This is a genomic window from Duffyella sp. Ts4, assembly GCF_051851875.1.
GTDB classification, from domain to species: domain Bacteria; phylum Pseudomonadota; class Gammaproteobacteria; order Enterobacterales; family Enterobacteriaceae; genus Duffyella; species Duffyella gerundensis.
Genome location: NZ_JBLYPN010000001.1, coordinates 69,491 through 91,519, shown reverse-complemented (window position 1 = coordinate 91,519; position 22,029 = coordinate 69,491). Strand labels below are relative to the sequence as shown.

18 protein-coding genes are annotated in these 22,029 nt (G+C 57.5%); 7 read left to right on the top strand and 11 right to left on the bottom strand.

Annotated elements, in window-relative coordinates:
• Positions 1–5: 5 nt before the first annotated feature.
• The 3 genes from bioD to ACJY2L_RS00390 form a co-directional block, all read right to left on the bottom strand.
• Positions 6–683, bottom strand: coding sequence for a dethiobiotin synthase (gene bioD, locus ACJY2L_RS00400; RefSeq protein WP_187485928.1), 678 nt, complete (start codon positions 681–683; stop codon positions 6–8).
• Between the two features lie 104 nt (positions 684–787).
• Complete coding sequence (gene mlc, locus ACJY2L_RS00395; RefSeq protein WP_439212013.1) at positions 788–2,005, bottom strand: sugar metabolism global transcriptional regulator Mlc; 1,218 nt, start codon at positions 2,003–2,005, stop codon at positions 788–790.
• Between the two features lie 112 nt (positions 2,006–2,117).
• On the bottom strand, positions 2,118–3,026 hold the full coding sequence (locus tag ACJY2L_RS00390) for a LysR family transcriptional regulator (RefSeq protein WP_067430451.1): 909 nt from the start codon (positions 3,024–3,026) through the stop codon (positions 2,118–2,120).
• 96 nt (positions 3,027–3,122) lie between these two features.
• Here ACJY2L_RS00390 and ACJY2L_RS00385 point away from each other — a divergent pair, with 96 nt between their 5' ends.
• A complete protein-coding gene (locus tag ACJY2L_RS00385; protein WP_439212012.1) occupies positions 3,123–4,370 on the top strand; it encodes an MFS transporter in 1,248 nt (415 codons plus the stop codon).
• 173 nt (positions 4,371–4,543) lie between these two features.
• Positions 4,544–5,473, top strand: a complete 930-nt coding sequence (tus, locus tag ACJY2L_RS00380; RefSeq protein WP_225701705.1) for a DNA replication terminus site-binding protein — start codon at positions 4,544–4,546, stop codon at positions 5,471–5,473.
• 47 nt (positions 5,474–5,520) lie between these two features.
• Here the strand turns inward: tus and fumC are convergent, their stop codons facing one another.
• Positions 5,521–6,918 (bottom strand): class II fumarate hydratase, encoded by a 1,398-nt coding sequence (gene fumC / locus ACJY2L_RS00375; RefSeq protein ID WP_209502136.1) that lies wholly within the window; start codon positions 6,916–6,918, stop codon positions 5,521–5,523.
• A 187-nt stretch (positions 6,919–7,105) separates the two neighbouring features.
• Here fumC and manA point away from each other — a divergent pair, with 187 nt between their 5' ends.
• Together manA and ACJY2L_RS00365 are read left to right on the top strand one after the other, a co-directional pair.
• A complete protein-coding gene (gene manA / locus ACJY2L_RS00370; RefSeq protein WP_439212011.1) occupies positions 7,106–8,278 on the top strand; it encodes a mannose-6-phosphate isomerase in 1,173 nt (390 codons plus the stop codon).
• A gap of 124 nt (positions 8,279–8,402) precedes the next feature.
• Positions 8,403–9,896 (top strand): YdgA family protein, encoded by a 1,494-nt coding sequence (locus ACJY2L_RS00365; RefSeq protein ID WP_439212010.1) that lies wholly within the window; start codon positions 8,403–8,405, stop codon positions 9,894–9,896.
• 67 nt (positions 9,897–9,963) lie between these two features.
• Here the strand turns inward: ACJY2L_RS00365 and malI are convergent, their stop codons facing one another.
• On the bottom strand, positions 9,964–10,983 hold the full coding sequence (malI, locus tag ACJY2L_RS00360) for a Mal regulon transcriptional regulator MalI (protein WP_067430433.1): 1,020 nt from the start codon (positions 10,981–10,983) through the stop codon (positions 9,964–9,966).
• Between the two features lie 285 nt (positions 10,984–11,268).
• Complete coding sequence (locus ACJY2L_RS00355) at positions 11,269–11,412, bottom strand: hypothetical protein (RefSeq protein ID WP_173645362.1); 144 nt, start codon at positions 11,410–11,412, stop codon at positions 11,269–11,271.
• A 248-nt stretch (positions 11,413–11,660) separates the two neighbouring features.
• Here ACJY2L_RS00355 and add point away from each other — a divergent pair, with 248 nt between their 5' ends.
• Positions 11,661–12,668, top strand: a complete 1,008-nt coding sequence (gene add, locus ACJY2L_RS00350) for an adenosine deaminase (protein ID WP_225701709.1) — start codon at positions 11,661–11,663, stop codon at positions 12,666–12,668.
• A gap of 46 nt (positions 12,669–12,714) precedes the next feature.
• On the opposite strand, the gene ACJY2L_RS00345 is transcribed toward add, so the two are convergent.
• From ACJY2L_RS00345 to ACJY2L_RS00325, 5 genes are all read right to left on the bottom strand, one after another.
• Positions 12,715–13,761, bottom strand: coding sequence for an oxidoreductase (locus tag ACJY2L_RS00345; RefSeq protein WP_067430426.1), 1,047 nt, complete (start codon positions 13,759–13,761; stop codon positions 12,715–12,717).
• A 78-nt stretch (positions 13,762–13,839) separates the two neighbouring features.
• Positions 13,840–14,748, bottom strand: a complete 909-nt coding sequence (gene araC / locus ACJY2L_RS00340; protein ID WP_439212007.1) for an arabinose operon transcriptional regulator AraC — start codon at positions 14,746–14,748, stop codon at positions 13,840–13,842.
• Positions 14,749–14,839: 91 nt separating this feature from the next.
• Positions 14,840–15,823 (bottom strand): L-arabinose ABC transporter permease AraH, encoded by a 984-nt coding sequence (gene araH / locus ACJY2L_RS00335; RefSeq protein WP_067430421.1) that lies wholly within the window; start codon positions 15,821–15,823, stop codon positions 14,840–14,842.
• A 17-nt stretch (positions 15,824–15,840) separates the two neighbouring features.
• Positions 15,841–17,361 (bottom strand): L-arabinose ABC transporter ATP-binding protein AraG, encoded by a 1,521-nt coding sequence (gene araG / locus ACJY2L_RS00330; RefSeq protein WP_439212005.1) that lies wholly within the window; start codon positions 17,359–17,361, stop codon positions 15,841–15,843.
• 18 nt (positions 17,362–17,379) lie between these two features.
• On the bottom strand, positions 17,380–18,363 hold the full coding sequence (locus ACJY2L_RS00325) for an arabinose ABC transporter substrate-binding protein (RefSeq protein WP_067430416.1): 984 nt from the start codon (positions 18,361–18,363) through the stop codon (positions 17,380–17,382).
• A 364-nt stretch (positions 18,364–18,727) separates the two neighbouring features.
• Between ACJY2L_RS00325 and ACJY2L_RS00320 the strand changes: the two genes are divergently transcribed.
• Positions 18,728–20,413, top strand: a complete 1,686-nt coding sequence (locus ACJY2L_RS00320; RefSeq protein WP_439212003.1) for a ribulokinase — start codon at positions 18,728–18,730, stop codon at positions 20,411–20,413.
• A gap of 9 nt (positions 20,414–20,422) precedes the next feature.
• Complete coding sequence (gene araA / locus ACJY2L_RS00315) at positions 20,423–21,925, top strand: L-arabinose isomerase (protein ID WP_264272754.1); 1,503 nt, start codon at positions 20,423–20,425, stop codon at positions 21,923–21,925.
• Positions 21,926–22,029 lie beyond the last annotated feature (104 nt).

The window sequence follows — 22,029 nt, the reverse complement described above, 5'->3', positions numbered from 1 at the left end:
TTTTTTCAGGCGGTTGCTGCCAGTTGTAACGGTGACAGATCGAGGTAATCCGCCAGATCGCGCTGCTCGGCGCGTGGCAGATAGGGGATCTCGCCCAGCATCGGCGCAGCAATGCGCTCCTGCAGCACGGCGATCATCTCGGCATAGTGCGGTAAACACGGGTTAATACGGTTGGCGACCCAGCCAATCAGCGGCAGGCCGTCGCCGGTGATCGCTTCGGCGGTCAGTAGCGCATGGCTGATGCAGCCCGGTTTGATACCTATCACCAGCACCACCGGTATATTCTGTGCGATTACCCAGCTGGAAAGCGGTTGCCGGTCGCTCATCAGGCTGCGCCAGCCGCCGGTACCCTCCACCACCACCACGTCAGCCTGCTGCTGTAACGTTGCCAGTCCGGCGGTGAGCTGCTGGAAATCGATGCGGGCAGACTGATGCGCGCTGATCTCCTCTTCCGGGAGCGGAAAGGGATTAATTTTTTCGTAGGGTAACGCGACGGAAGACGCGCTTTGCAGCACCAGCGCGTCTTTATTGCGCCATCCTTCATCGGTCAGCTTGCTGCCCTTGGCCACGGGTTTGTAGCCCACCACGCGCGGCCAGCTGGCGGCGAATTTTTGCAGCAGCGCCCTGCTGACAACGGTTTTCCCAACCGCTGTATCGGTTCCGGTGACAAACAAACAATTCATCAGGTGATTCCCCCTGGTTGACAGGTGCGGTGCACGGTGAGGGGAAAGTGTATGTAAGCGGCTGGTGGTTGAGCTTGCGCTAACGCAAGCTTTATCGAGATTGATTAGCCCTGTAACAGTTTCACTAACAGTGTGCCGCTGTACATCGCATCTTTGACCAACGCGGCACCGGGCATGGTACCGGCATCGTGATAGCGGGTCGGCCCGAGCGTCAGGCTCTGGCTATAGGCGGGCAGCGCCTGCTGGCGAATGGCGGTAAGCATCGCCGGATAGAGAATATCGGCGGCGCGGTTGAGCGGTGAGCCGATCAGAATTTTTTGCGGGGCAAAGATATTGACCATCAGCGCCAGCGTGCGGCCAATGTGCCCGCCTACGCCGGTGATCACGTCGCGCGCCAGCGAGTCACCGGTGAGTGCAGCATCGCACAGGCTTTCAATGGTTAACGGTTGATGATGCAGCGTACTACCCGGCATCGCCTGCAGCCGCTGTTGGGTTAGGGCTAACAGGCTGGTAATGCTGGCAACCGTTTCCAGACAGCCGTGATTGCCGCAGTAACAGGCGCCGCCCCAGGGATCGACCTGGGTGTGACCAATCTCAACCAGCGCGCTGCTGCCACGATGCAGCAACTGACCATGGGTGATGATGCCGGCGCCGACGTTGTCGTCAATCACCACCTGAATGACATCCTTCGCCTCCTGCGCATCGCCAAACAGCGACTCCGCTAAGGTCCAGGCGGGAATATCATGCTGAATATAGACCGGCAGACCGGTACGCTGCTCCAGCGCGTCGCCCAGTGCCATGTCGGTGACGTCATACCACGGCATACGATGCACCACGCCAGCGCGCGTATCGACAATGCCGGGCAGCGTAATGGCAATCGCCGTTAGTCGCTCCAGCTTCTTCTGATGGCGAATGAAAAAGGCGTCGATTTGCTGAATGATGCGGGACAGCAGCGGCTCACTGCTCGCCGTTTCCAGCGCGACCTGCTCTTCAAGCACCAGTTTGCTGCTGAGGTCGCGCAGCGCCAGCGTGAGCTTTCCCTGATGAATGCGGGCGGCGAGAAAGTGCCAGGCGATGGTATCAAGAATCAGTCCTACCGCCGGACGTCCGCGGCTGCCGGGATCCTGAAACTCCGTCTCCTGCACCAGATGGGCTTCCAGCATTTCACGAACGATTTTGGTGATGCTGGCGGGCGCCAACTGCGCAAGGCGGGAAAGCTCGATACGGGATATCGGGCCAAATCTGTCGATCAGACGATAGACCACGCCTGCGTTGGTCTGTTTGATCTGGTCAATATGGCCAGGCTGACTGTCCGTTAACACAACCCTGCTCCCGCTTATTTTCGCGCTTCTAAATAAACAGCAGGTATGGTGGAGCAGTAAAAGTTCGCCGTCAAATATTTGATTCGGAATGTGATTTACTGCACACAAAAGCTCAGCCGCCTGCCTGTTCCGCTGGATATTGCAGCAGCAGCGCCCGCATGTTTTTGGCCGCGGCGGACAGTTCGCGCTGTTTTGACCATACCAGCCAGACTTCGGTAATGGCGTCGGTTTCCTGCAGCGGGATCCACACCACGTCAATCAGGCGCACTCGCTGAAACGAGGCGGGCAGAATCGACACGCCAAGTCCGGTGGCAACCAGCCCAATAATGGTCATCGCTTCCCCCGCTTCCTGGGTGATGTAAGGCGCGATATCGTAACGCTGCAACAGACTGAGAATGTCGCTGTAAAGCGCGGTGCCGACCTGCGGATCGAAGAAGACAAACGGCTCGCGGCGCAAGGCTTCCACAGAGAGGCTGTCGGCGCGGGCCAGCGGATGTTCACGGTGAACCAGCGCGTAAAGCGGCTCGCGCAGCAGCAGCTGCCAGTTTAACGGCTCTGGTAACGGCGTATTGCGCATGATACCGAGATCGAGGCGGCCATCGCTCAGCGGTGCCAGCTGCTGACGAGTATTGATCTCCTGCATTTGCAGATGCACCTGCGGATAGCGCTGACGAAACCGATAAAGCGCCGCCGAAACCGAGGAGATAAATGGCGACGAGGAGGTGAAACCGATGCGCAGTTCGCCTTCATCGCCGTGATGCAACCGCGCGGCCAGCCCGGCGGCATCCTCAACATTTTGCAGAATCTGTCGCGCATCGTGCAGAAACTGTTTCCCCGCGGCGGTGAGTTGGACGCTGCGGTTGGTACGGGCAAACAGCGTGGCGTTGATCTCGCGCTCGAGGATTTGAATCTGCTGACTGAGCGGCGGTTGTGAGATGTTCAGGCGCAGCGCGGCGCGGCCAAAATGTAGCTCTTCGGCGACGGCGACAAAATAACGGAGATGACGAAGTTCGATATTCATATTTTAAACATATCATTTGAGATTATTAATATATTAGACAGCTCAATGCCAATTTCCTAGAGTGCAGTTTCATTCAGCCACTGTAAGGAACCGGGTGTGAACCGATCTTCCGCGACTGCGGACCTGCCTCGTCAACGCGCTACCTCCGCCGCGCCATCGCCGTCGCTGTTCATTAAACGCGGCACGCCACAATTTATGCGCGTCACGCTGGCGCTGTTTTCCGCTGGTCTCGCCACTTTTGCCCTGCTCTACTGCGTGCAGCCGATTCTGCCGGTGCTGTCGCAGGAGTTTGGCGTATCGCCCGCCGAAAGCAGCTTTTCGCTCTCTATTTCTACCGGCCTGATGGCTGTAGGTCTGCTGTTTACCGGGCCGCTGTCCGATGCGGTTGGCCGCAAATCTGTGATGGTGGTGGCGCTGCTGCTGGCAGCGATTTTCACCCTGCTTTCGGCGATGATGACCAGCTGGCATGCCATCCTGATTATGCGCGCGCTGATTGGCCTCTCGCTGAGCGGCGTGGCCGCGGTAGGCATGACCTACCTGAGCGAAGAGATTCACCCCAGCGTGGTCGCCTTTTCGATGGGCCTCTACATCAGCGGCAATTCAATTGGCGGCATGAGCGGACGCCTGCTTAGCGGCGTGATCACCGACTTTTCCTCATGGCGCGTGGCGGTAATGGCGATTGGCTGCTTCGCCCTCGCCTCGGCGTTGATGTTCTGGAAGATATTACCGGCTTCACGCCATTTCCGCCCGGCTTCGCTGCGCCCGCGCAATCTGCTGATTAATTTCCGCCTGCACTGGCGCGATCAGGGATTGCCGCTGCTGTTTGCCGAAGGTTTTCTGTTAATGGGCGCGTTTGTGACGCTGTTTAACTACATCGGTTATCGTCTGCTCAACGCGCCCTGGTCGCTAAGCCAGGCTGTGGTTGGGCTGCTCTCGGTGGTCTATCTGACCGGCTCATGGAGTTCGCCAAAAGCAGGCGCGCTCACCGCAAAATATGGCCGCGGCCCGGTGATGCTCGGCGCCACGGCGATCATGTTTTGTGGCCTGTTGATTACGGCATTCACCTCAATCTGGCTGATTCTGGTGGGCATGATGCTGTTTGCCGCAGGCTTCTTTGCCGCGCATGCTGTGGCGAGCGGCTGGATTGGTGCCCGGGCACGTCGTGCAAAAGGCCAGGCCTCCTCACTTTATCTGTTCAGCTATTACGTAGGTTCCAGCGTGGCCGGAACCCTGGGGGGTGTGTTCTGGCATAACTACGGCTGGATGGGCATTACCTTGTTTATCAGCGCCCTGTTGTTGCTGGCGCTGTTTACCGGCTGGCGACTGCTATTACGCAAGCTGTAATCACGACGCAGGCGGTGATGTTGCTGCCTGCTGCCTTCTTTTCTGCCAGACCAAACGTTGCACGATGCCTGATGTTTGCATATGATAATAATTAATTTGTATGTTGTAACTATTAATAGATCGCGTTACTTCTGCTATAGTGCTTATTAGTGTGTTGTAACTAAGGAATCCGTATGTCGCGTTACGATCTGGTGGAAGATATGCGTCAGTGCCTGAGCCAGCTGGAAACCGAGCTGGCCGCACTGCGCGACGATTTACAGCATTTACCGCTGCTCATGGCGCGGGTATTTACCCTGCCGCCGATAGAGAAAGGCACCGAACATGCGGAAATTACGCAGATTCACGTCGAACAGCAGTTGGGGCAAAAGGCCCGCGATATCGCCCTGCAACACTACTGCCGCCTGTTCATGCAGCAGCAGTCGGAGAAGCTCAGCACCAAAGCCGCGGTGCGCTTGCCCGGTGTAATCTGCTTTGAGAGCAGCGGTCCGGCAGCCACCCTGCTGCATCAGCAGGTCGCCAGCATTAATCAACTCAAGGCGCGCTTTGAGCAGCTGATTACCGTCGATGCTGGCCTGCCCTCTGAGGCGCGCTTTGAATTTGTTCACCAGCATTTTCCTGGCCTGATTACGCTCAATGCCTATCGCACCATCACCCTGCTGGATGCGCCGGATAGCGTGCGCTTTGGCTGGGCTAACAAGCACATCATTAAGAACGTTAGCCGCGATGAGATTATCACTCAGCTGGAGAAAAGCCTGAAGGCGGGCCGCGCCCGGGCGCCGTGGAGCAAAGAGCAGTGGGCTGAGAAGGTGCAACAGGAGCTGGCGCTGGTGAAGGCGCTGCCGAAAACCGCGCGCCTGAAAATCAAACGGCCGGTCAAGGTGCAGCCGATTGCCCGCATCTGGCATGCCGACCAGCAAAAACAGACGCAGTTTGCCTGCCCTTCTCCGTTGCTGATCCTCTGTCCGGATCGCAGCCGCGTGCCGGTACCGGGCGAGCTGCTGGATTACGATGCCGCCAACGTGCAGCATCGGCATAAACCGCAGTCGATTCCGCTATACAGCCTGATTCCGCGGCTTTACCTCTTCAGTGAGCAACCGTTTTAGCATAAAAAAAGGCGGCCCGCAGGCCGCCATTATCAGCAGAATCAGCGTTACTGCTTCATGCTGCCAACCATCTCTTCCGGACGCACCCAGCGGTCGAACTCCTCTTCGCTGAGATAGCCCAGCTTCAGGGCAGAGGCCTTCAGCGTCAGGCCTTGTTTATGCGCCTGCTTGGCGATTTCCGCCGCTTTATCGTAGCCAATGTGCGTGTTCAGCGCGGTCACCAGCATCAGCGATTCGTTCAGCAGCTGGCTGATACGGTCGTGATTAGGTTCGATGCCCACGGCGCAATGGTGATTAAAGCTGTCCATGCCGTCAGCCAACAGGCGAATGGATTGCAGGAAGTTATGAATAACCATTGGACGGAACACGTTCAGTTCAAAGTTACCGGAGGCGCCGCCGATATTCACCGCGACATCGTTACCCATCACCTGACAGCAGAGCATGGTCAACGCTTCGCACTGCGTCGGGTTGACTTTACCCGGCATGATTGAGCTGCCTGGCTCATTTTCGGGAATGGCAATTTCGCCAATGCCGCAGCGCGGGCCTGATGAAAGCCAGCGCACATCGTTGGCAATTTTCATCAGCGAGGCTGCCAGTCCTTTCAGCGCACCGTGCCCATGCACCAGCGCGTCGCAGGTGGCCAGTGCTTCAAATTTGTTCGGTGCGGTGACAAACGGCTGTTTCGTCAGCTCTGCCAGCTCTTTGGCCACGCGTACCGCATATTCCGGATGGGTGTTCAGCCCGGTGCCCACTGCGGTGCCGCCCAGCGCTAACTCAGCAACGTGCGGAATGCTCTGTTCGATATGTTTGAGATTGTGCTCGAGCATCGCGACCCAGCCGGAAATCTCCTGGCCGAGGGTCAGCGGCGTGGCGTCCTGCAGGTGAGTACGGCCAATTTTCACGATATCCTTGAACGCCTCTGCCTTGCTGTGCAGGGTTTGCTTCAGCACCTGCAGCTGCGGAATCAGATGTTCGCGCACCGCAATGACCGCGGCAACGTGCATAGCGGTCGGGAAAACGTCGTTGGAGCTCTGGCTCTTGTTAACGTCATCGTTGGGATGCACTAGCCGCGACATGCCGCGCTCGCCGCCAAGAATTTCGCTGGCGCGGTTAGCGAGGACTTCATTCATGTTCATGTTGGTTTGCGTGCCGGAACCGGTCTGCCAGATCGCCAGCGGAAACTCATCTTTATGCTGGTTAGCCAGCACTTCATCGGCGGCCTGAATAATCGCTTCGGCGCGCTCCTGCGGTAACAATCCCAGGTCACTGTTTACTTTTGCGGCAGCACGCTTGGTCAGCGCCAGCGCATGCACCAGTTCGACCGGCATCTTCTCGGTGGAGATACGAAAATGCTCAAGTGAACGCTGGGTTTGCGCGCCCCATAATTTATCATCCGGTACGTCGATTGGGCCCATTGAATCTTTTTCAATGCGGTTGGCTGCCATGACTACGTCTCCTTTTGTACGGTCTGAGGGTGGTGTTCCTGATTCTCTGCCCCACGGGCGGGCATGAGTGTTACATACAATAATTTAACATTATGCGAGCCGCTCGTCCTTATTGCATTTAGTCAGGTTTTTTCATCTGGCTTTCTGCTTTAATAACGCCAGAAAAATCGGTTACGAGGGAGTTGTGATGCAAAAAATGATCAATACGCTGCAACATTACGCATGGGGCAGCAAAACGGCGCTGGCTAAACGCTACGGCATAGCCAATCCTCAGCAGCAGCCGGTGGCGGAACTCTGGATGGGTGCCCATCCAAAGAGCCCGTCGCAGGTTGAAATCAACGGTCAGCCCACGTCGCTGCGCACGCTGATCGATAACGACAGGTCATCGATGCTGGGCGATACCGTGGCAAAACGTTTTGGCGAACTGCCTTTTCTGTTTAAGGTGCTGTGCGCCGACAAGCCGCTGTCGATTCAGGTGCATCCGAGCAAAGCCGCCGCGGAAGCCGGTTTTGCCAAAGAGGATCACGAGGGCGTGCCGATTGATGCCGCCCATCGTAATTACAAAGATGCCAACCACAAGCCGGAGCTGGTTTATGCCCTGACGCCGTTCCTGGCGATGAACGGCTTTCGCGAACTGCCTGAGATGGTTTCGCTGCTGCAGCCGGTGGCGGGCGCGCACCCTGCCATCGCCCATTTTTTGCAGCAGCCCAACGAGAAGCATCTGGCTGAGCTGTTCTCCCGCCTGCTGTCGCTGCGCGATGAGGAAAAATCGCGCGCGCTGGCGGTGCTGAAATCGGCGCTGCTTAACCATCAGGGTCAGCCGTGGCAGGCGATCGCCTTTATCGACGACGAATATCCCGATGACAGCGGCCTGTTTTCGCCGCTGCTGCTCAACGTGATTGAGCTGCAGCCGGGCGAAGCGATGTTTCTGTTTGCGGAAACGCCGCACGCCTACCTGCACGGTATGGCGCTGGAGGTGATGGCTAACTCCGATAACGTGTTGCGTGCCGGACTGACCCCCAAGTTCATCGATATTCCCGAGCTGCTGGCCAACGTCAGGTTCAGCGCCAGCCCGGCCACGACGCTGTTGACCACGCCGCAGGCGCAGGGCAACAGCCTGCATTTCCCGATTCCGGTGGACGATTTCGCCTTTGCGATTCACACGCTGAACACGCAGCCGCAGGCTGTTAGCCTGCACAGCGCAGCGATTCTGTTCTGCATCGAAGGCGAGGCGACGCTGACCGCGCAGCACGGCAACATCACGCTGAAAGCGGGTGAATCCTGCTTCGTAGCGGCCAACCACTGGCCCGTTTCAGTCAGCGGCAGTGGTCGTCTGGCACAGGTCTATAATGATTGCTGACGGCGGCTGACTGTCTGCCTGCCAAATGCTATTATTATTCAAGAAATTAACTAAGCGCCCCTGGGGCGCTTTTCTTCGCCCAACGGCAGCCAGCGGGCGAATGACACGGTAAAAGGATGAATCCATGAACAAAAGCAAAATAGCCGTTGGCGTGATCGTTGCGCTCGGCGTGGTATGGACAGGCGCCGCCTGGTTCACCGGCAAGCAGCTGGAAAATCATCGCGATGAGCTGGTGCAGCAGGCCAACGCCCAGCTGAATCAGATCGCCCCGTTGAGCCGCCTCAAGGTGAGCTATCAGGATTATCAGCGCGGCGTGTTCAGCAGCCAGGCCAAAGTGGTGATTCAGGCCAGTTCACAGACCGAAGATAACGCCTTTCTGCGCCCGGGCCAGAGCATCGTGCTCAATGAAAATATCGATCACGGCCCCTTTCCTTTTGCCCAGCTGAAAAAGTTTAACCTGATTCCCAGCATGGCGTCGGTACACAGCCAGCTGGAAAACACCGAAGCGCTAAAACGCCTGTTTGAGCTGACCCAGGGCAAATCGCTGGTGCAGGCTGAAACGCGTATTGGCTACAGTGGCGCGACCGATACCGCCGTGAATATGCTGCCGGTGGATTACCAGAACGCGCAGAGCGGCGAGCGCCTGGCCACCAACGGCGGTCAGTTCAACATCAGCGCTGACAGCAAAGGCGATAAAGTCTCTTTCGACAGCTCGATTGGCAGCCTGGCAGTGACCAGTAAAAACCAGATGGACCAGCCGGTGCTGTTTACCCTTAACGGTATGGAGATGTCCGGTAACACTCATCTGACCGCGCAGGGCGTGCGCATTGGCGATCAGAACCTCAAGCTGGATAAACTCACCGCCAGCGTCAACGGTCAGGATGCGTTTGCGTTACAGGGCGTGAAACTGAAATCGGCGTTTGATGCTAAAGATAACCTGATCGCCGGTGATACCGATCTGGCCGCAGACAAAATCATGTTGCTGAATCAGGATTTCGGCCAGGCTAAGCTGACGCTGAAACTGTCACAGCTTGATGGTGACGCATTCAAGGCGTTCCAGACCAGCTACAACGCGCAGATGGAACAGCTGATGAACCAGCCGGGCATCGCGCAGGATCCGCTGCGTTATCAGCTGGGCGTACGCCAGGTGCTGGCGAATAACCTGCCGCTGCTGTTGAAAGGCAGCCCGGTGGTCAACGTCGCCCCGCTGAGCTGGAAAAACAGCAAAGGCGAAAGCACGCTTAACTTTGCTGTGAATTTCAAAGATCCGGCTACCGTGACTGGCGAACCGCAGACGCTGGGTGATGCCGTGGATCGCGTGCTGAAAACCGTGGATGGCAAGCTGGTGATCAATATGGATATGGCCACCGAAGTGATGCGCCGCGTCGGCATGTCTCAGGGTTACAATGAAGCCGATGCCAACAAGCTGGCTGAGCAGCAGGTAAAAGGTTTTGCCGCGATGGGCCAGATGTTCCGTCTGACCACCCAGCAGGACGACAACATTGTCACCAGCCTGCAATATGCCACCGGTCAGGTGACGATGAACGGCGACAAAATGCCGCTCGATCAGTTCCTCGCCCATTACATGCTGGGTATTCCCGCTGGCATGCCGCAGTAAGCCATTTCGGTTCGCTGCAACAAAAAGGGTCGCTCAGGCGACCCTTTTTTATGCTTCACCGCCCGCTTTACGCCGACAGGCGCTCCACCAGCCGCGCCGGTACGATAACGTTCTGCACCGGCTCCAGCGGATCCTGAATGCGACGCAGCAGGCGGATAGCAGCGTTGCGACCAATTTCACGCGCCGAGCTGGTGATAAAGGTCAGCGGCGGGTCGGTCAGCTCCGCTTCCGGCGCATCGCCAAATCCTACCAGCGCCAGCGAGGCGGCAGACACCTCACCGCCGATGCGACGTCCCGCCCGCTGCGCACCAAAATAGCAGCCCATCGCCACCGCGGCGTTATAGCAGAGCACGGCGGTAATCGCCGGATGGTGCTGAAGCAGAGTATGCGCCCGCTCGGCGGCGTCGCGCTGCTGGTCGGCGCATTCGATAACCCATTCGCTCCGCAGCGGCAAACCGTGCTGCATCAGCGTTGAGCAGTAGCCGCCAACGCGTTCGGCGCGCGTTACTGAGCCCGCGCTGCCACCGAGCCAGGCGATAGCGCGATGGCCGCGTTTGATCAGATATTCCGTTGCCATTTTGGCGGCCTGCATGTTGTCGGGACGAATAGCGTCCAACTCTTCCAGCGTACTGGCCCGCGAGGCGCAAACCATGGCCACACCCAGCTCCTGAGCACGCAGACTCAGTTCGCCAGCGCCCTCCACGCCGCCTGCCAGCACAATGCCTTCCACGCCCTGCGCCACCAGCATATCAAAGCTGCGTTGCAGCTGATGGCCTTCTGCACCGCTCTGCGCCAACACCAGCAGCTTGCCCTGTTGTTCCAGCGCATCGCTAAGACCGGCAATCATCTCGGCATAAAACGGCGTGCACAGGTCACGCACGATCAATCCCACCGCACCGCTGCCGCCGCCACGCAGCATGGTGGCGGAGCGGTTAGGCACATAACCGAGTAATTCGATCGCTTCGTGAACCCGTTCTGAGGTCACCGAAGAGATTCGGCCTTTACCTGACAACACCATCGACACGGTAGTGACTGAGACACCCGCCTGCGCGGCAACATCATTAATTGTGGTTTTTTTCAGTGACATAAGCGCAAATTCCTGCCTTGATAACAGGTGGTAAAACGTTACACCACGCTGAATTTATTAATAAAATTATAATACACGCTAATAAGGAATTTGAAATATCGCAGCTCAGGTAAAACGTTTTACCAAAATAATAATCGTTGAATCTATTGGTGATTTTTTTACCGCAGCGAAGCGGTAAAACCAAAGTAATAAGGCGGTTTTATTGCACTGGATGCAGCCATGGCGGGAGAAAAATCGCTCTGCGGGACATAAAAAAACCGCCCGGTGGGCGGTTTAGGTGATGGCTCAGACAATGGTGGTCGGGTCAGGCCCGCGCTCGTCATCCGATAAGGGATCGTCCTCATCGTCATCTTCACCAATATCCTCGGGAGTTTGCGGCACCGGTTCATCATCCGTTAACGGATCGGTTGGTTCAGGACGTTCTGACATACTCACCTCCAGTTACCCTTATGGGTCATTACAGTATAGGTGACCTGCCCTGCCCGATCGGTTATCAGCCCTTCACGGGCCGGGTATATGTTGGGGTTGTCGCTTAGCTCACGTTTCCGATTTTACTGGCTGACCGCGTAAATTGTCAGCATCCGGCATGCTGGTTTGCGCAAACTGCTGGCGCTGTTGCGCAAGATGTTTTTATACTGCTCTGCACTTTACCAGACGAATAATTAAGTGAGTGCGCCATGTTCAATTCCCACCTGCCCGTAACCGATATTCACCGTCACCTTGATGGCAACATTCGCGCCCAGACCATTCTTGATCTGGGTCGCCAGTTTAACCTCGCCCTGCCCGCTGACGATCTCACTGCGCTGCGCCCGCACGTTCAGGTGACCAAAAATGAGCCGGACCTGGTGAGCTTTTTACAGAAGCTGGACTGGGGCGTGAAAGTGCTGGGTTCGCTGGACGCCTGCCGACGCATCGCCATGGAAAACGTTGAAGATGCGGCGCGTGCCGGAATTGATTATGCCGAGCTGCGTTTTTCACCTGGCTACATGGCCATGACCCATAACCTGCCGATTGCCGGTGTGGTCGAAGCGGTGATTGACGGTATCCGCGCGGGTCGCCAGCAGCATGATATCGACGTACGTTTGATTGGTATCATGAGCCGCACCTTTGGCGAAGAAGCCTGCCTGCAGGAACTCGACGGTTTTCTGGCGCACCGCGACGGCATCGTTGCTGTGGATCTGGCCGGCGATGAACTGGGCTTTCCCGGCAGTGAATTTTTAAGCCACTTTACCCGCGCCCGCGACGCCGGTTTCCGCGTGACCGTCCACGCCGGTGAAGCGGCAGGTGCCGAAAGCATCTGGCAGGCGATCCGTGAACTGGGTGCCGAGCGCATCGGTCACGGCGTGAAGGCGATTGACGATGCTGCGCTGATGGATTTCCTCGCAGAGCAAGGTATCGGTATTGAATCCTGTCTGACCTCAAATATTCAGACCAGCACCGTGGCCAGTCTGGCACAGCATCCGCTGGTGAAGTTCCTCGATCACGGCATTCTGGCCACGCTGAACACCGACGACCCGGCGGTTCAGGGTATCGAACTGGCACATGAATATCAGGTTGCCGCCCCGCAGGCCGGTCTTAACAGCGAACATCTGCGTCGCGCGCAGGAAAACGGACTGACCATCGCCTTCCTCAGCGACAGTGAAAAAGCGGCCATTCGCGAAAAAGTGCGTCAGCGCCACGCATAAAAAAACGGGCCAGATGGCCCGTTTTTAACCGCGTGCAACTGGCTGGTTACAGCCCTTTCATCGAAACGGCCTGACGCTTTTCTGCAGATTGCAGGCCGAGCTCAATCAGCTCCATCACCTGAATCGCCTCTTCGGCAGAGACCGGGTTTTTGCCGTTACCGTTAATGGCGTCGCGAATGGCGGCGTAATAAGCCGGGTAATTGCCCGGCACGCTCAGCAGCGTCTCTTCCTTCACGCCTTCACCATCGGCCAGCGTCAGCGTGCCGTCGCGCATATCGTAACCCCAGTTTTCCTGCGGCGGACGCTCGCCCGCCTTCAGGCGATCTTCCTGCGGGTCGAGGCCATATTTCACAAAGCTGCCCAGCGTGCCGTGTACCTGATAGCGCGCCGATTCAGCAGCCACCAGCATGCTGCCGTGCAGCACCACGCGGCGTTGCGGATAGGTCAAAATGGCATGGAAATAGTCGGTGGTTTGCGCACCAGGACGCAGCTCGGCCAGATCAACATAGATGGAGACCGGCGGGCCAAACAGCTGCAGCGCCTGATCGATCAGGTGCGGGCCGAGGTCAAACCAGATGCCGCTGCCGGCGCCTTTCTGCTCACGCCAGCGCTGACGCACTTCTGGACGAAAGCGATCAAAGTGCGATTCAAAGTAGCGAACTTCGCCAAGGCGACCTTCGTTGATCAGCCCTTGCAGAGTCAGAAAATCACTGTCCCAGCGGCGGTTATGAAACACCGACAGCATCAGCCCTTTGGCTTTAGCCAGCGCATCCAGCTCGCGAGCCTGTGACAACGTCACGGTGAACGGCTTGTCCACCACCACGTGTTTACCGGCATTCAGCGCGGCTTTGGCCAGCGGAAAGTGGGTGTCGTTAGGGGTTGGAATAACAATCAGGTGTAATGAAGGATCGTCAAACAGGGTCTGGGCTTCCGCTACCACATCAACAGAGGGCCAGTCGGCGTGAACCTTGGCTGCATCGCTGCTGGAGACCGCCGCGAGTTCCAGTTCGGCGGTACCGGCAATCAGCGGCGCATGAAAGGTCTTACTGGCAAAGCCGTAACCGACCAGGCCAACACGAATTTTTTCACTCATTGGTTCTTCCTCTTGTCCATTTACCTGACAGATTTAAGTTGATTAATCGGTCGAGGACAAGGTGGAATCCCCCTAATTTCAGGCGCCTTTTGCCATAAATGTTTCCTGCTGCACAAGTTCGTCGTGCGCATCCTGATTTCGGCGGCGAAAATCACTGGGGCTGATGCCGACCCGTTTGCGAAATACACGCGAAAAATAGAGCTGATCGTCGTAGCCGACCTGACGGCCGATCGCCGCTATCGGCTCCTGCGTGGTTTGCAGCAACAGACGCGCCCGAATGACACGCTGGTCTTCGCGCCAGCGCAGCAGATTGACCCCCATCTGCTCGCGGAACAGGTGCGCCAGCCTCGAGGGCGACAGGCAAACATAGCGCGCCACCTCTTCTATTTTCACTTCGCTGGCCAGCTGGCTGGTCAGATACTGGCAGGCTTCGATCACGCGCGGATCGCGTACCTGCTGATGGCTGCGTGGATCTTCTTCCACCGCGCGCAGCAGCAAGCGTTCCAGCAGATTCATCGCCAGCTCTTCGGCAAAGCGGCGGCCCGAGGTATGTGTCTGTTCAATGCTGGCGAACAGGCGATCGAATTCCGCCAGCAGGGTTTCCGACAGGCGCAAACGGCCAACGCCCTGATGCAAGTCCTGCCACTGCAGCCAGTCGCTCCAGTAGGCGCGCGGCCGAAAATAGACCCAGCGGTGAAACCAGCAGTCGCTTTCCGGTGAACGACCATAATAGTGGGCGGTTTTTGGCTGGAACAACAGCAGATCGCCAGGGCGGCAGTCAAAGGCATTTTCGCCTTCGAATACCCTACCCTGGCCTTTAATGGTGAGGTTGAGAATATAGCCCTTCATGCCGTGCGGGCGATCGACAAAAAAGTCGAGCGGACCGTCGGCGCTGACCGGCGTCAGCCCGGCAACCAGCCAGGCGTTAAAAGGATAACCGGGCAGCAGGGGATTTTGCTGCGCCACAGGCAGTTGTCGATGATACATAGCAGCCTCAGAATGTTCAGTGGGGTTTTCATTGCTCTCTTGCCGCCTTCCGGGGGGAAAGCGGCAAACGGCAGAGAGAGCAACGCCGCGATCAGACCTTGCCTTTCTGTTTGTAACGGTCAAAAATCACCGCCGCCAACAATATCAAACCGCGCACGACATACTGTGAGAAAGGCGAGATATTCAATAAATTCATCGCATTCTCTACCGTACCGAGAATTAATACCCCCGCCACCACGTAAGAAATTTTGCCGATACCGCCTTTCAGCGACACGCCGCCCAGCACGCAGGCAGAGATCACGATCAGCTCATAGCCCAGCGAGGTCATCGGCTGGCCGCTGGTCATACGCGATGCCAGAATAATGCCCGCCGCCGCTGATACCAGGCCAGAGAGAATAAAGATGATAATGCGCGTGCGCACCACCGGTACACCCGCCAGACGCGCCGCCTCTTCATTGCCGCCGATCGCCAGCGTATTGCGGCCAAAGGTGGTTTTGTTCAGCAGGAAACCAAACACAATCATCGTGCCCACGGTCAGCCAGATCGGTGCCGGCAGGCCAAACCAGGTGGCATAACCCAGCGCAAAAAAGCGCTCATCTTCGATACCCACCGCTTTACCGTCGGAGAAGATATACGCCAGGCCGCGCACAATCTGCATGGTCGCCAGCGTAGTGATCAGCGCATTGATTTTCAGTTTGGCGATGACAAAGCCGTTGATGAAACCGCAGGCCATGCCGAGCAGCAGACCCGCGGTAATGCCAATCCACAGGCTTTCCGTCATGTTGATCACCACCGCGGTGACCACGCCAGCGCAGGCGATAACCGACGCCACCGACAGGTCAAAATCGCCGGAGGCCAGGCAGAACAGCATGCCGCAGGCCACCATGCCTGACATCGACATCGCCAGCCCCAGGCCTTTCATATTGATAAACGAGCCAAAGTTCGGCACGAAGATCGTGCAGCAGATAAACAGCAGCGCAAACACCACCAGCATGCCGAAATTATCCCAGATGCGCCCGAGCTTCAGGCCGCCGCGGGCCGCCGGTGGCGTATTCGAGGTTGTGGACGTGGACATAATGTTATTCTCCTGCATCAGGCCACAGCGGCCTGTTGTGTAGTTTTTGGCATCGCCATACTGAGCGTGCGTTGTTCGGTGGCCTCGTCATGAAGCAGTTCGCCAGCAATTTCCCCTTCGCGCATCACCAGAATCCGGTCCGCCAGCCCCATCACTTCCGGCAGATCGCTGGAGGCAAACAGCACTGCGATGCCTTGGCTGGCCAGCGCGTAAATCAGCGTGTAAATCTCATGCTTGGCGCCCACGTCGATGCCGCGCGTCGGCTCGTCCAGCAGGATCACCTTCATCTCTTCCGACAGCCAGCGGCCGAGAATCGCCTTCTGCTGGTTGCCGCCGGAAAGGTTCATGATCAGCTGATCCGCCGACGGCGTTTTGATGTTCAGCGAGCGAATGTGGCTCTGCGCGTTATCGCTTTCCCAGCCGTTGTTTATCAGGCAGCCCGCGTGCAGGTTGTGACGCCGCGCGCTGATGTTGATGTTGTCGCGCACCGAGTGCACCGGAATGATGCCGTCCGCTTTGCGATCTTCCGGGCAGAGCATGATACCGGCGCGAATGGCGTCAATCGGCGCGGTGATGCGCAGCGGCTCACCGTCGAGAAACACCTGTCCCGCTTTGAGTTTGGTGGCGCCAAACAGCCCTTTCATCAGCTCGCTGCGGCCCGCCCCGACCAGGCCAAATAATCCGACAATTTCGCCCGCTTTGACCTGCAAGGAGATCGGCTTACGCACGCCAACCGCCTCAACATTCTCCAGTTGCAGACGCACCGCGCCGGTAGGACGCGGGCTGTAACCATAAATATCCTCAATGCCGCGCCCAACCATCGCCTGCACCAGCTGATCGTGATCGACCTGCTGCATATCGGTGAAGGTGCGCACGTAGCGGCCATCTTTAAATACGGTAATGGCGTCGCTGAGGGCAAAAATCTCTTCCATGCGGTGTGAGACATAAAGCACCACGCGCCCTTCCGCGCGCAGCTGGCGAATCACCCGGAACAGCTGTTCAATTTCCCGCGATGAGAGCGAACTGGTGGGCTCATCAAAGGCGATAATTTTGGCGTTACGTGCCAGCGCCTTGGCGATCTCCACCATCTGCCACTGACCCAGCGACAGGTATTTCAACGGCATATCGGGATCGATATCCATGCCGAGGTTTTTCAGTTGCAGCCCCGCTTCGTAGCGCAGCAGCTTGCGATTAACCATGCCGTGCTTGCGTGGCAGCTGGCCAAGATAGATGTTTTCCGCCACGCTCATTTCAGGTACCAGATGCAGCTCCTGATAGATGATGGCGACACCGGCGTCGAGCGCGTCGGTGGTATGGGAGAAGCGCTGCGCCTCTCCCCGAATGTGGATTTCACCAGCGGTCGGCTGGTAGCTGCCGCTCAATATTTTCAACAGCGTCGATTTACCGGCGCCATTCTCACCCATCAGCGCATGCACCTCGCCTGCATTGCAGGAGAAGCTAATCTCCTGCAACGCTTTGACGCCGGGAAAGGTTTTGCTGATGCCATGAAACGACAGAAATGCAGAATCAGTGCTCATGGAGCCTCCCGTTGTGCCTTACATCAGGCCTTTTTTCGCCAGTTCAGTTTTGAAGTTATCGCGGGTGATCAGCACCACATCGGTGACTTCAGTGAATTTGGCAGGTTCTTCGCCTTTATTGGCCCAGTTGTAGAGCATCTGGATACTTTTGTAGCCGTGGACATCCGGGCTTGGCAGCAGTGAGCCGTAGAAGCCGGTGGCCTGGCCTTTCGACAGTTCGCTGATGGCGTCAACGCCGTTGATGCCGATGCCGATGACGTTCGGTGCTTTAAAGCCCTGGCCTTCGGTGGCGCGCACGCCGCCCAGCACGGTGTTGTCATTCATGCCAACGATCAGCCAGTGTTTCACTTCAGGATGTTGAACCAGCAGCGAGTTGCCGGCATCAAAGGCGCCCGGGATATCGTTGGATTTGGTGGGAACCTGATAAATCTGTTTTTCCGGGAAACCCGCTGCCTTCAGCGCGTCCATGGCACCACCGGTACGGCGACGGGCGGTATCAAGTTCGTTAGCGGTAATCGCCATCACCGCGGTCTCTTTCGCATCCCAGCCGCGTTTCTGCATCTCTTTATAGAGTTCCTGACCCTGACGCTCACCGATTTTGGTGGCAGCCATCATCACCAGCGGCACCGTGGTCATCGGTTTGCCCTTGGCGGTGACAAACTGGTCATCAACCGCAATCACTTTCATATCGTAGCTGCGCGCTTTGGCCATAATCGCCGAACCGAGTTTGGGATCGGGCGTACAGATAACGAAGCCTTTTGCACCGCTGGCGGCCAGGCTGTCGATAGCGTTCAGCGTTTTTTCACCATCGGGTACGGCAATTTTGATCACGTCAAATCCCAGATCCTTGCCTGCTTTATCGGCAAATTTCCACTCGGTCTGGAACCAGGGTTCTTCCGGTTGTTTGACGAGGAAACCGAGTTTCATGGTCTCGGCGATAGCGGATTGTGACATAACGGCAGCCAGCCCGACGGCGACTAACGCTTTAGTGAATTTATGCATGATGCTCTCCGGCTCAATGATGTTTTCAGGGTCGTATCGGCAGTTCTGTGTAAACGGTTTCAGCGTGCTTCTTTTCGCTGCGCAAGCCTGAAATCAAGATGTTAACCCTGTCTCTCACGCCAGCAGCATTAATGCAGCGCTAGTTTTATCCGCAATCGCCTTACAAAATGTAGAGCGCTATCACATCGTCAGCATTCGGCAATTTCGTCCATAGATTTAGCAAATTTAACCAACCATTAACTTTTGAACGGGGTCACGCTTTCTTTGCAGATGACAGAAAAGTGCATATTTGCAGCCAACGCGGACTAACTCGCCTGGCGTAACCCGCTCAGGATGTGGAAAACGTTCATGAGGGAGATAAACGATGCGCGCAGGTGCAATTACCATTGGTCTCGATTTCGGCAGCGACTCGGTGCGCGCGCTGGCGGTCGATTGCCAGAGCGGCGTGGAATTACAGAAGGCGGTGGTGAACTATTCCCGCTGGCAGCAGGGATTATTTTGCGATCCCGCTCGTAACCGCTTTCGCCACCATCCGCAGGATTACATTGATGCTTTTGAGCAGGCGATTGTCAGCGTGGTGAGCGCCTTAACGCCGGAACAACGTGACAACGTCACTGGAATCGGCGTCGACAGTACCGGCTCGACGCCAGCACCGATCGATGCAGAAGGTCGCGTGCTGGCGCTGCGTCCGGAGTTTGCCAACAATCCCAACGCGATGTTTGTGTTGTGGAAAGACCATACCGCCATTGAAGAGGCCGAGGAGATCAACCGCCTGTGCCACAGCGGCGAGTTTCCCGATTACAGCCGCTACATCGGCGGCATCTACTCTTCGGAGTGGTTCTGGGCAAAAATTTTGCACGTGTCGCGCGAAGATGCCGCGGTGCGTGAAGCAGCCAGCTCCTGGATTGAGCTGTGCGACTGGGTACCGGCACTGCTGAGCGGCACTACCGCGCCCGCGGCCATTCGTCGTGGCCGCTGCGCCGCCGGACACAAATCCCTGTGGCATCCGCAGTGGGACGGCCTGCCGGACGCCGCGTTCCTCAATGCGCTCGATCCCCTGCTCACCCGCGATCTCGATTTCCCGCTGTTCCACAATACCTGGACGGCGGATATTGCGGTCGGCACGCTGACCGCAGAATGGGCGCAGCGTCTGGGCCTCTCCACCGCGGTAACGCTGTCGGGCGGCGCCTTTGACTGCCACATGGGCGCGGTCGGCGCCGGTGCGCAGCCTTATACGCTGGTGAAAGTGATCGGCACCTCAACCTGCGACATTCTGATTGCCGACAGCCAGCAGGTTGGCGATCGCGCTATCAGCGGCATTTGCGGTCAGGTGGATGGCAGCGTGACGCCGGGCACCATCGGCCTCGAAGCGGGCCAGTCCGCCTTTGGCGACATTTACGCCTGGTATAACCGGCTGCTCAGCTGGCCGCTGCAACAGGCGGCACAACAGCATCCGCATCTGGCACCCGAACTCAACGCGCTGCAGCAAAATCTGCTGCGTCAGCTTACCGATGCCTGGATCGCCAATCCGCAGCTCGATCATCTGCCGGTGGTGCTCGACTGGTTTAACGGTCGTCGTACGCCGGATGCCAACCAGCGCCTGAAAGGCGTGATCACCGATATCAACCTCGGTACCGATGCGCCTACGCTGTTTGGCGGCCTGATTGCGGCCACCGCCTTTGGTGCTCGCGCCATTATGGAATGTTTTGAGCGCCAGCAGATTCCGGTCGAGAACATCCTGGCGCTGGGCGGCATCGCCCGTAAGTCACCGGCGATTATGCAGGTCTGCTGCGACGTGATGAACCGTCCGCTGGATATCGTCGCCTCGGATGAGTGCTGCGCGCTCGGCGCGGCCATTTTCGCCGCCGTCGCCGCGGGCGTGCATCCGGATGTGCCTACCGCGCAGCAGAGCATGGCCTGTGCGGTTGAACGTACACTGCAACCCGATGCCAGCCGCGTGCCGCGCTATCAGGCGCTTTATGAACGTTATCAACATTGGTGTGCCGCTGCTGAACCACAATATGCGCCGCGCCCTTCCACTGAACTTTAAGGAGTTTTTATGCACTCTCTCGATTCCCTGAGCGTCTGGTTTGTTATTGGCACGCAACATCTTTACGGCCCGGAGACGCTGCGCCAGGTTGAGCAGCATGCTCAGCAGGTGGTGGATGGTATGAATCAGCAGTCGGCGCTGCCGCTAAAACTGGTGGTAAAACCGCTGGTGAAAAGCCCGGATGAAGCGCTGGCGCTCTGCCGAGATGCTAATCACGATAACAGCTGCGTCGGCATCATTACCTGGCTGCACACCTTTTCGCCAGCCAAAATGTGGATTGGCGGTCTGAGCGTGCTGAACAAGCCGCTGATGCAGTTTCATACCCAGTTCAACGCCGAGATCCCGTGGGATTCCATGGACATGGACTTTATGAACCTGAATCAGACCGCGCACGGCGGCCGTGAGTTTGGCTTCATCGGCGCCCGCATGGGTTTGCAGCACAGCGTTGTGACCGGCCACTGGCAGGATAGTGCCAGTCTGGCACGTATCGCCAAATGGATGCGCGCCGCGATAGCCAAACAGGCGAGCCAACAGCTGAAGGTTGCCCGTTTTGGCGACAACATGCGCGAAGTGGCGGTGACCGAAGGCAACAAGGTTTCCGCGCAGATTCAGTTCGGCTATGCGGTGAACGGCTGGGGCGTCGGCGATCTGGTTGAGGTGATCAATCAGGTCAGCGATGGCGACGTCAATGCGCTGATTGACGAATATGAAGGCCTGTACGAATTCAGCGCGGTAGCAGCAGTTAACGGCGAAAAGCGTCAGAACGTGCTGGATGCAGCGCGTATCGAGCTGGGCCTGAAGCGTTTTTTAGAAGCGGAAGATTGCCAGGCATTTACCACCAACTTCCAGACGCTGCACGGCATGACGCAGCTGCCGGGGCTGGCGGTACAGCGCCTGATGGCGCAGGGTTACGGCTTTGCCGGTGAAGGCGACTGGAAAACCGCCGCGCTGCTGCGCGTGTTCAAAGTGCTGGCTGGCGATCGTCCTGGCGGCACCTCCTTTATGGAAGATTACACCTACCACTTCTCGCCGGGTAACGATCTGGTGTTGGGCTCGCACATGCTGGAAGTCTGTCCTTCCATCGCCAAAGAGAAGAAGCCGTTGATTGATGTGCAGTTCCTTGGCATCGGTAATAAAGCCGATCCGGCGCGCATGATCTTCTCCGCACCAGCGGGCCGTGCGGTGAACGCCAGCGTAATCGACCTCGGCGATCGTTTCCGCCTGCTGGTTAACGTGGTGGATGCCATCGATCAGCCACAGCCTCTGCCGAAGCTGCCGGTCGCCCGCGCCCTGTGGCGTGCTCAGCCTTCCCTGGCCACCGCATCAGAAGCCTGGATTGTCGGCGGCGGCGCGCACCACACGGTGTTCAGCCAGGCGCTGGATCTTGACGATATGCGTCTGTATGCCGAGATGCATAACATTGAGATTGTGGTGATCGACGAACACACTACCATGCACGGGTTTAAAGATACGCTGCGCTGGAACGATCTCTATTACCGGCTGAATAAATAACGGCAGCAGCGCGTTGAGGCAATGGCGATTGCCGGACGCTTTGGGCAATGGCGATTGCCGGGCGCTTTTAGGCAATGGCAATTGCCGGGCGCTTTAAACAATGG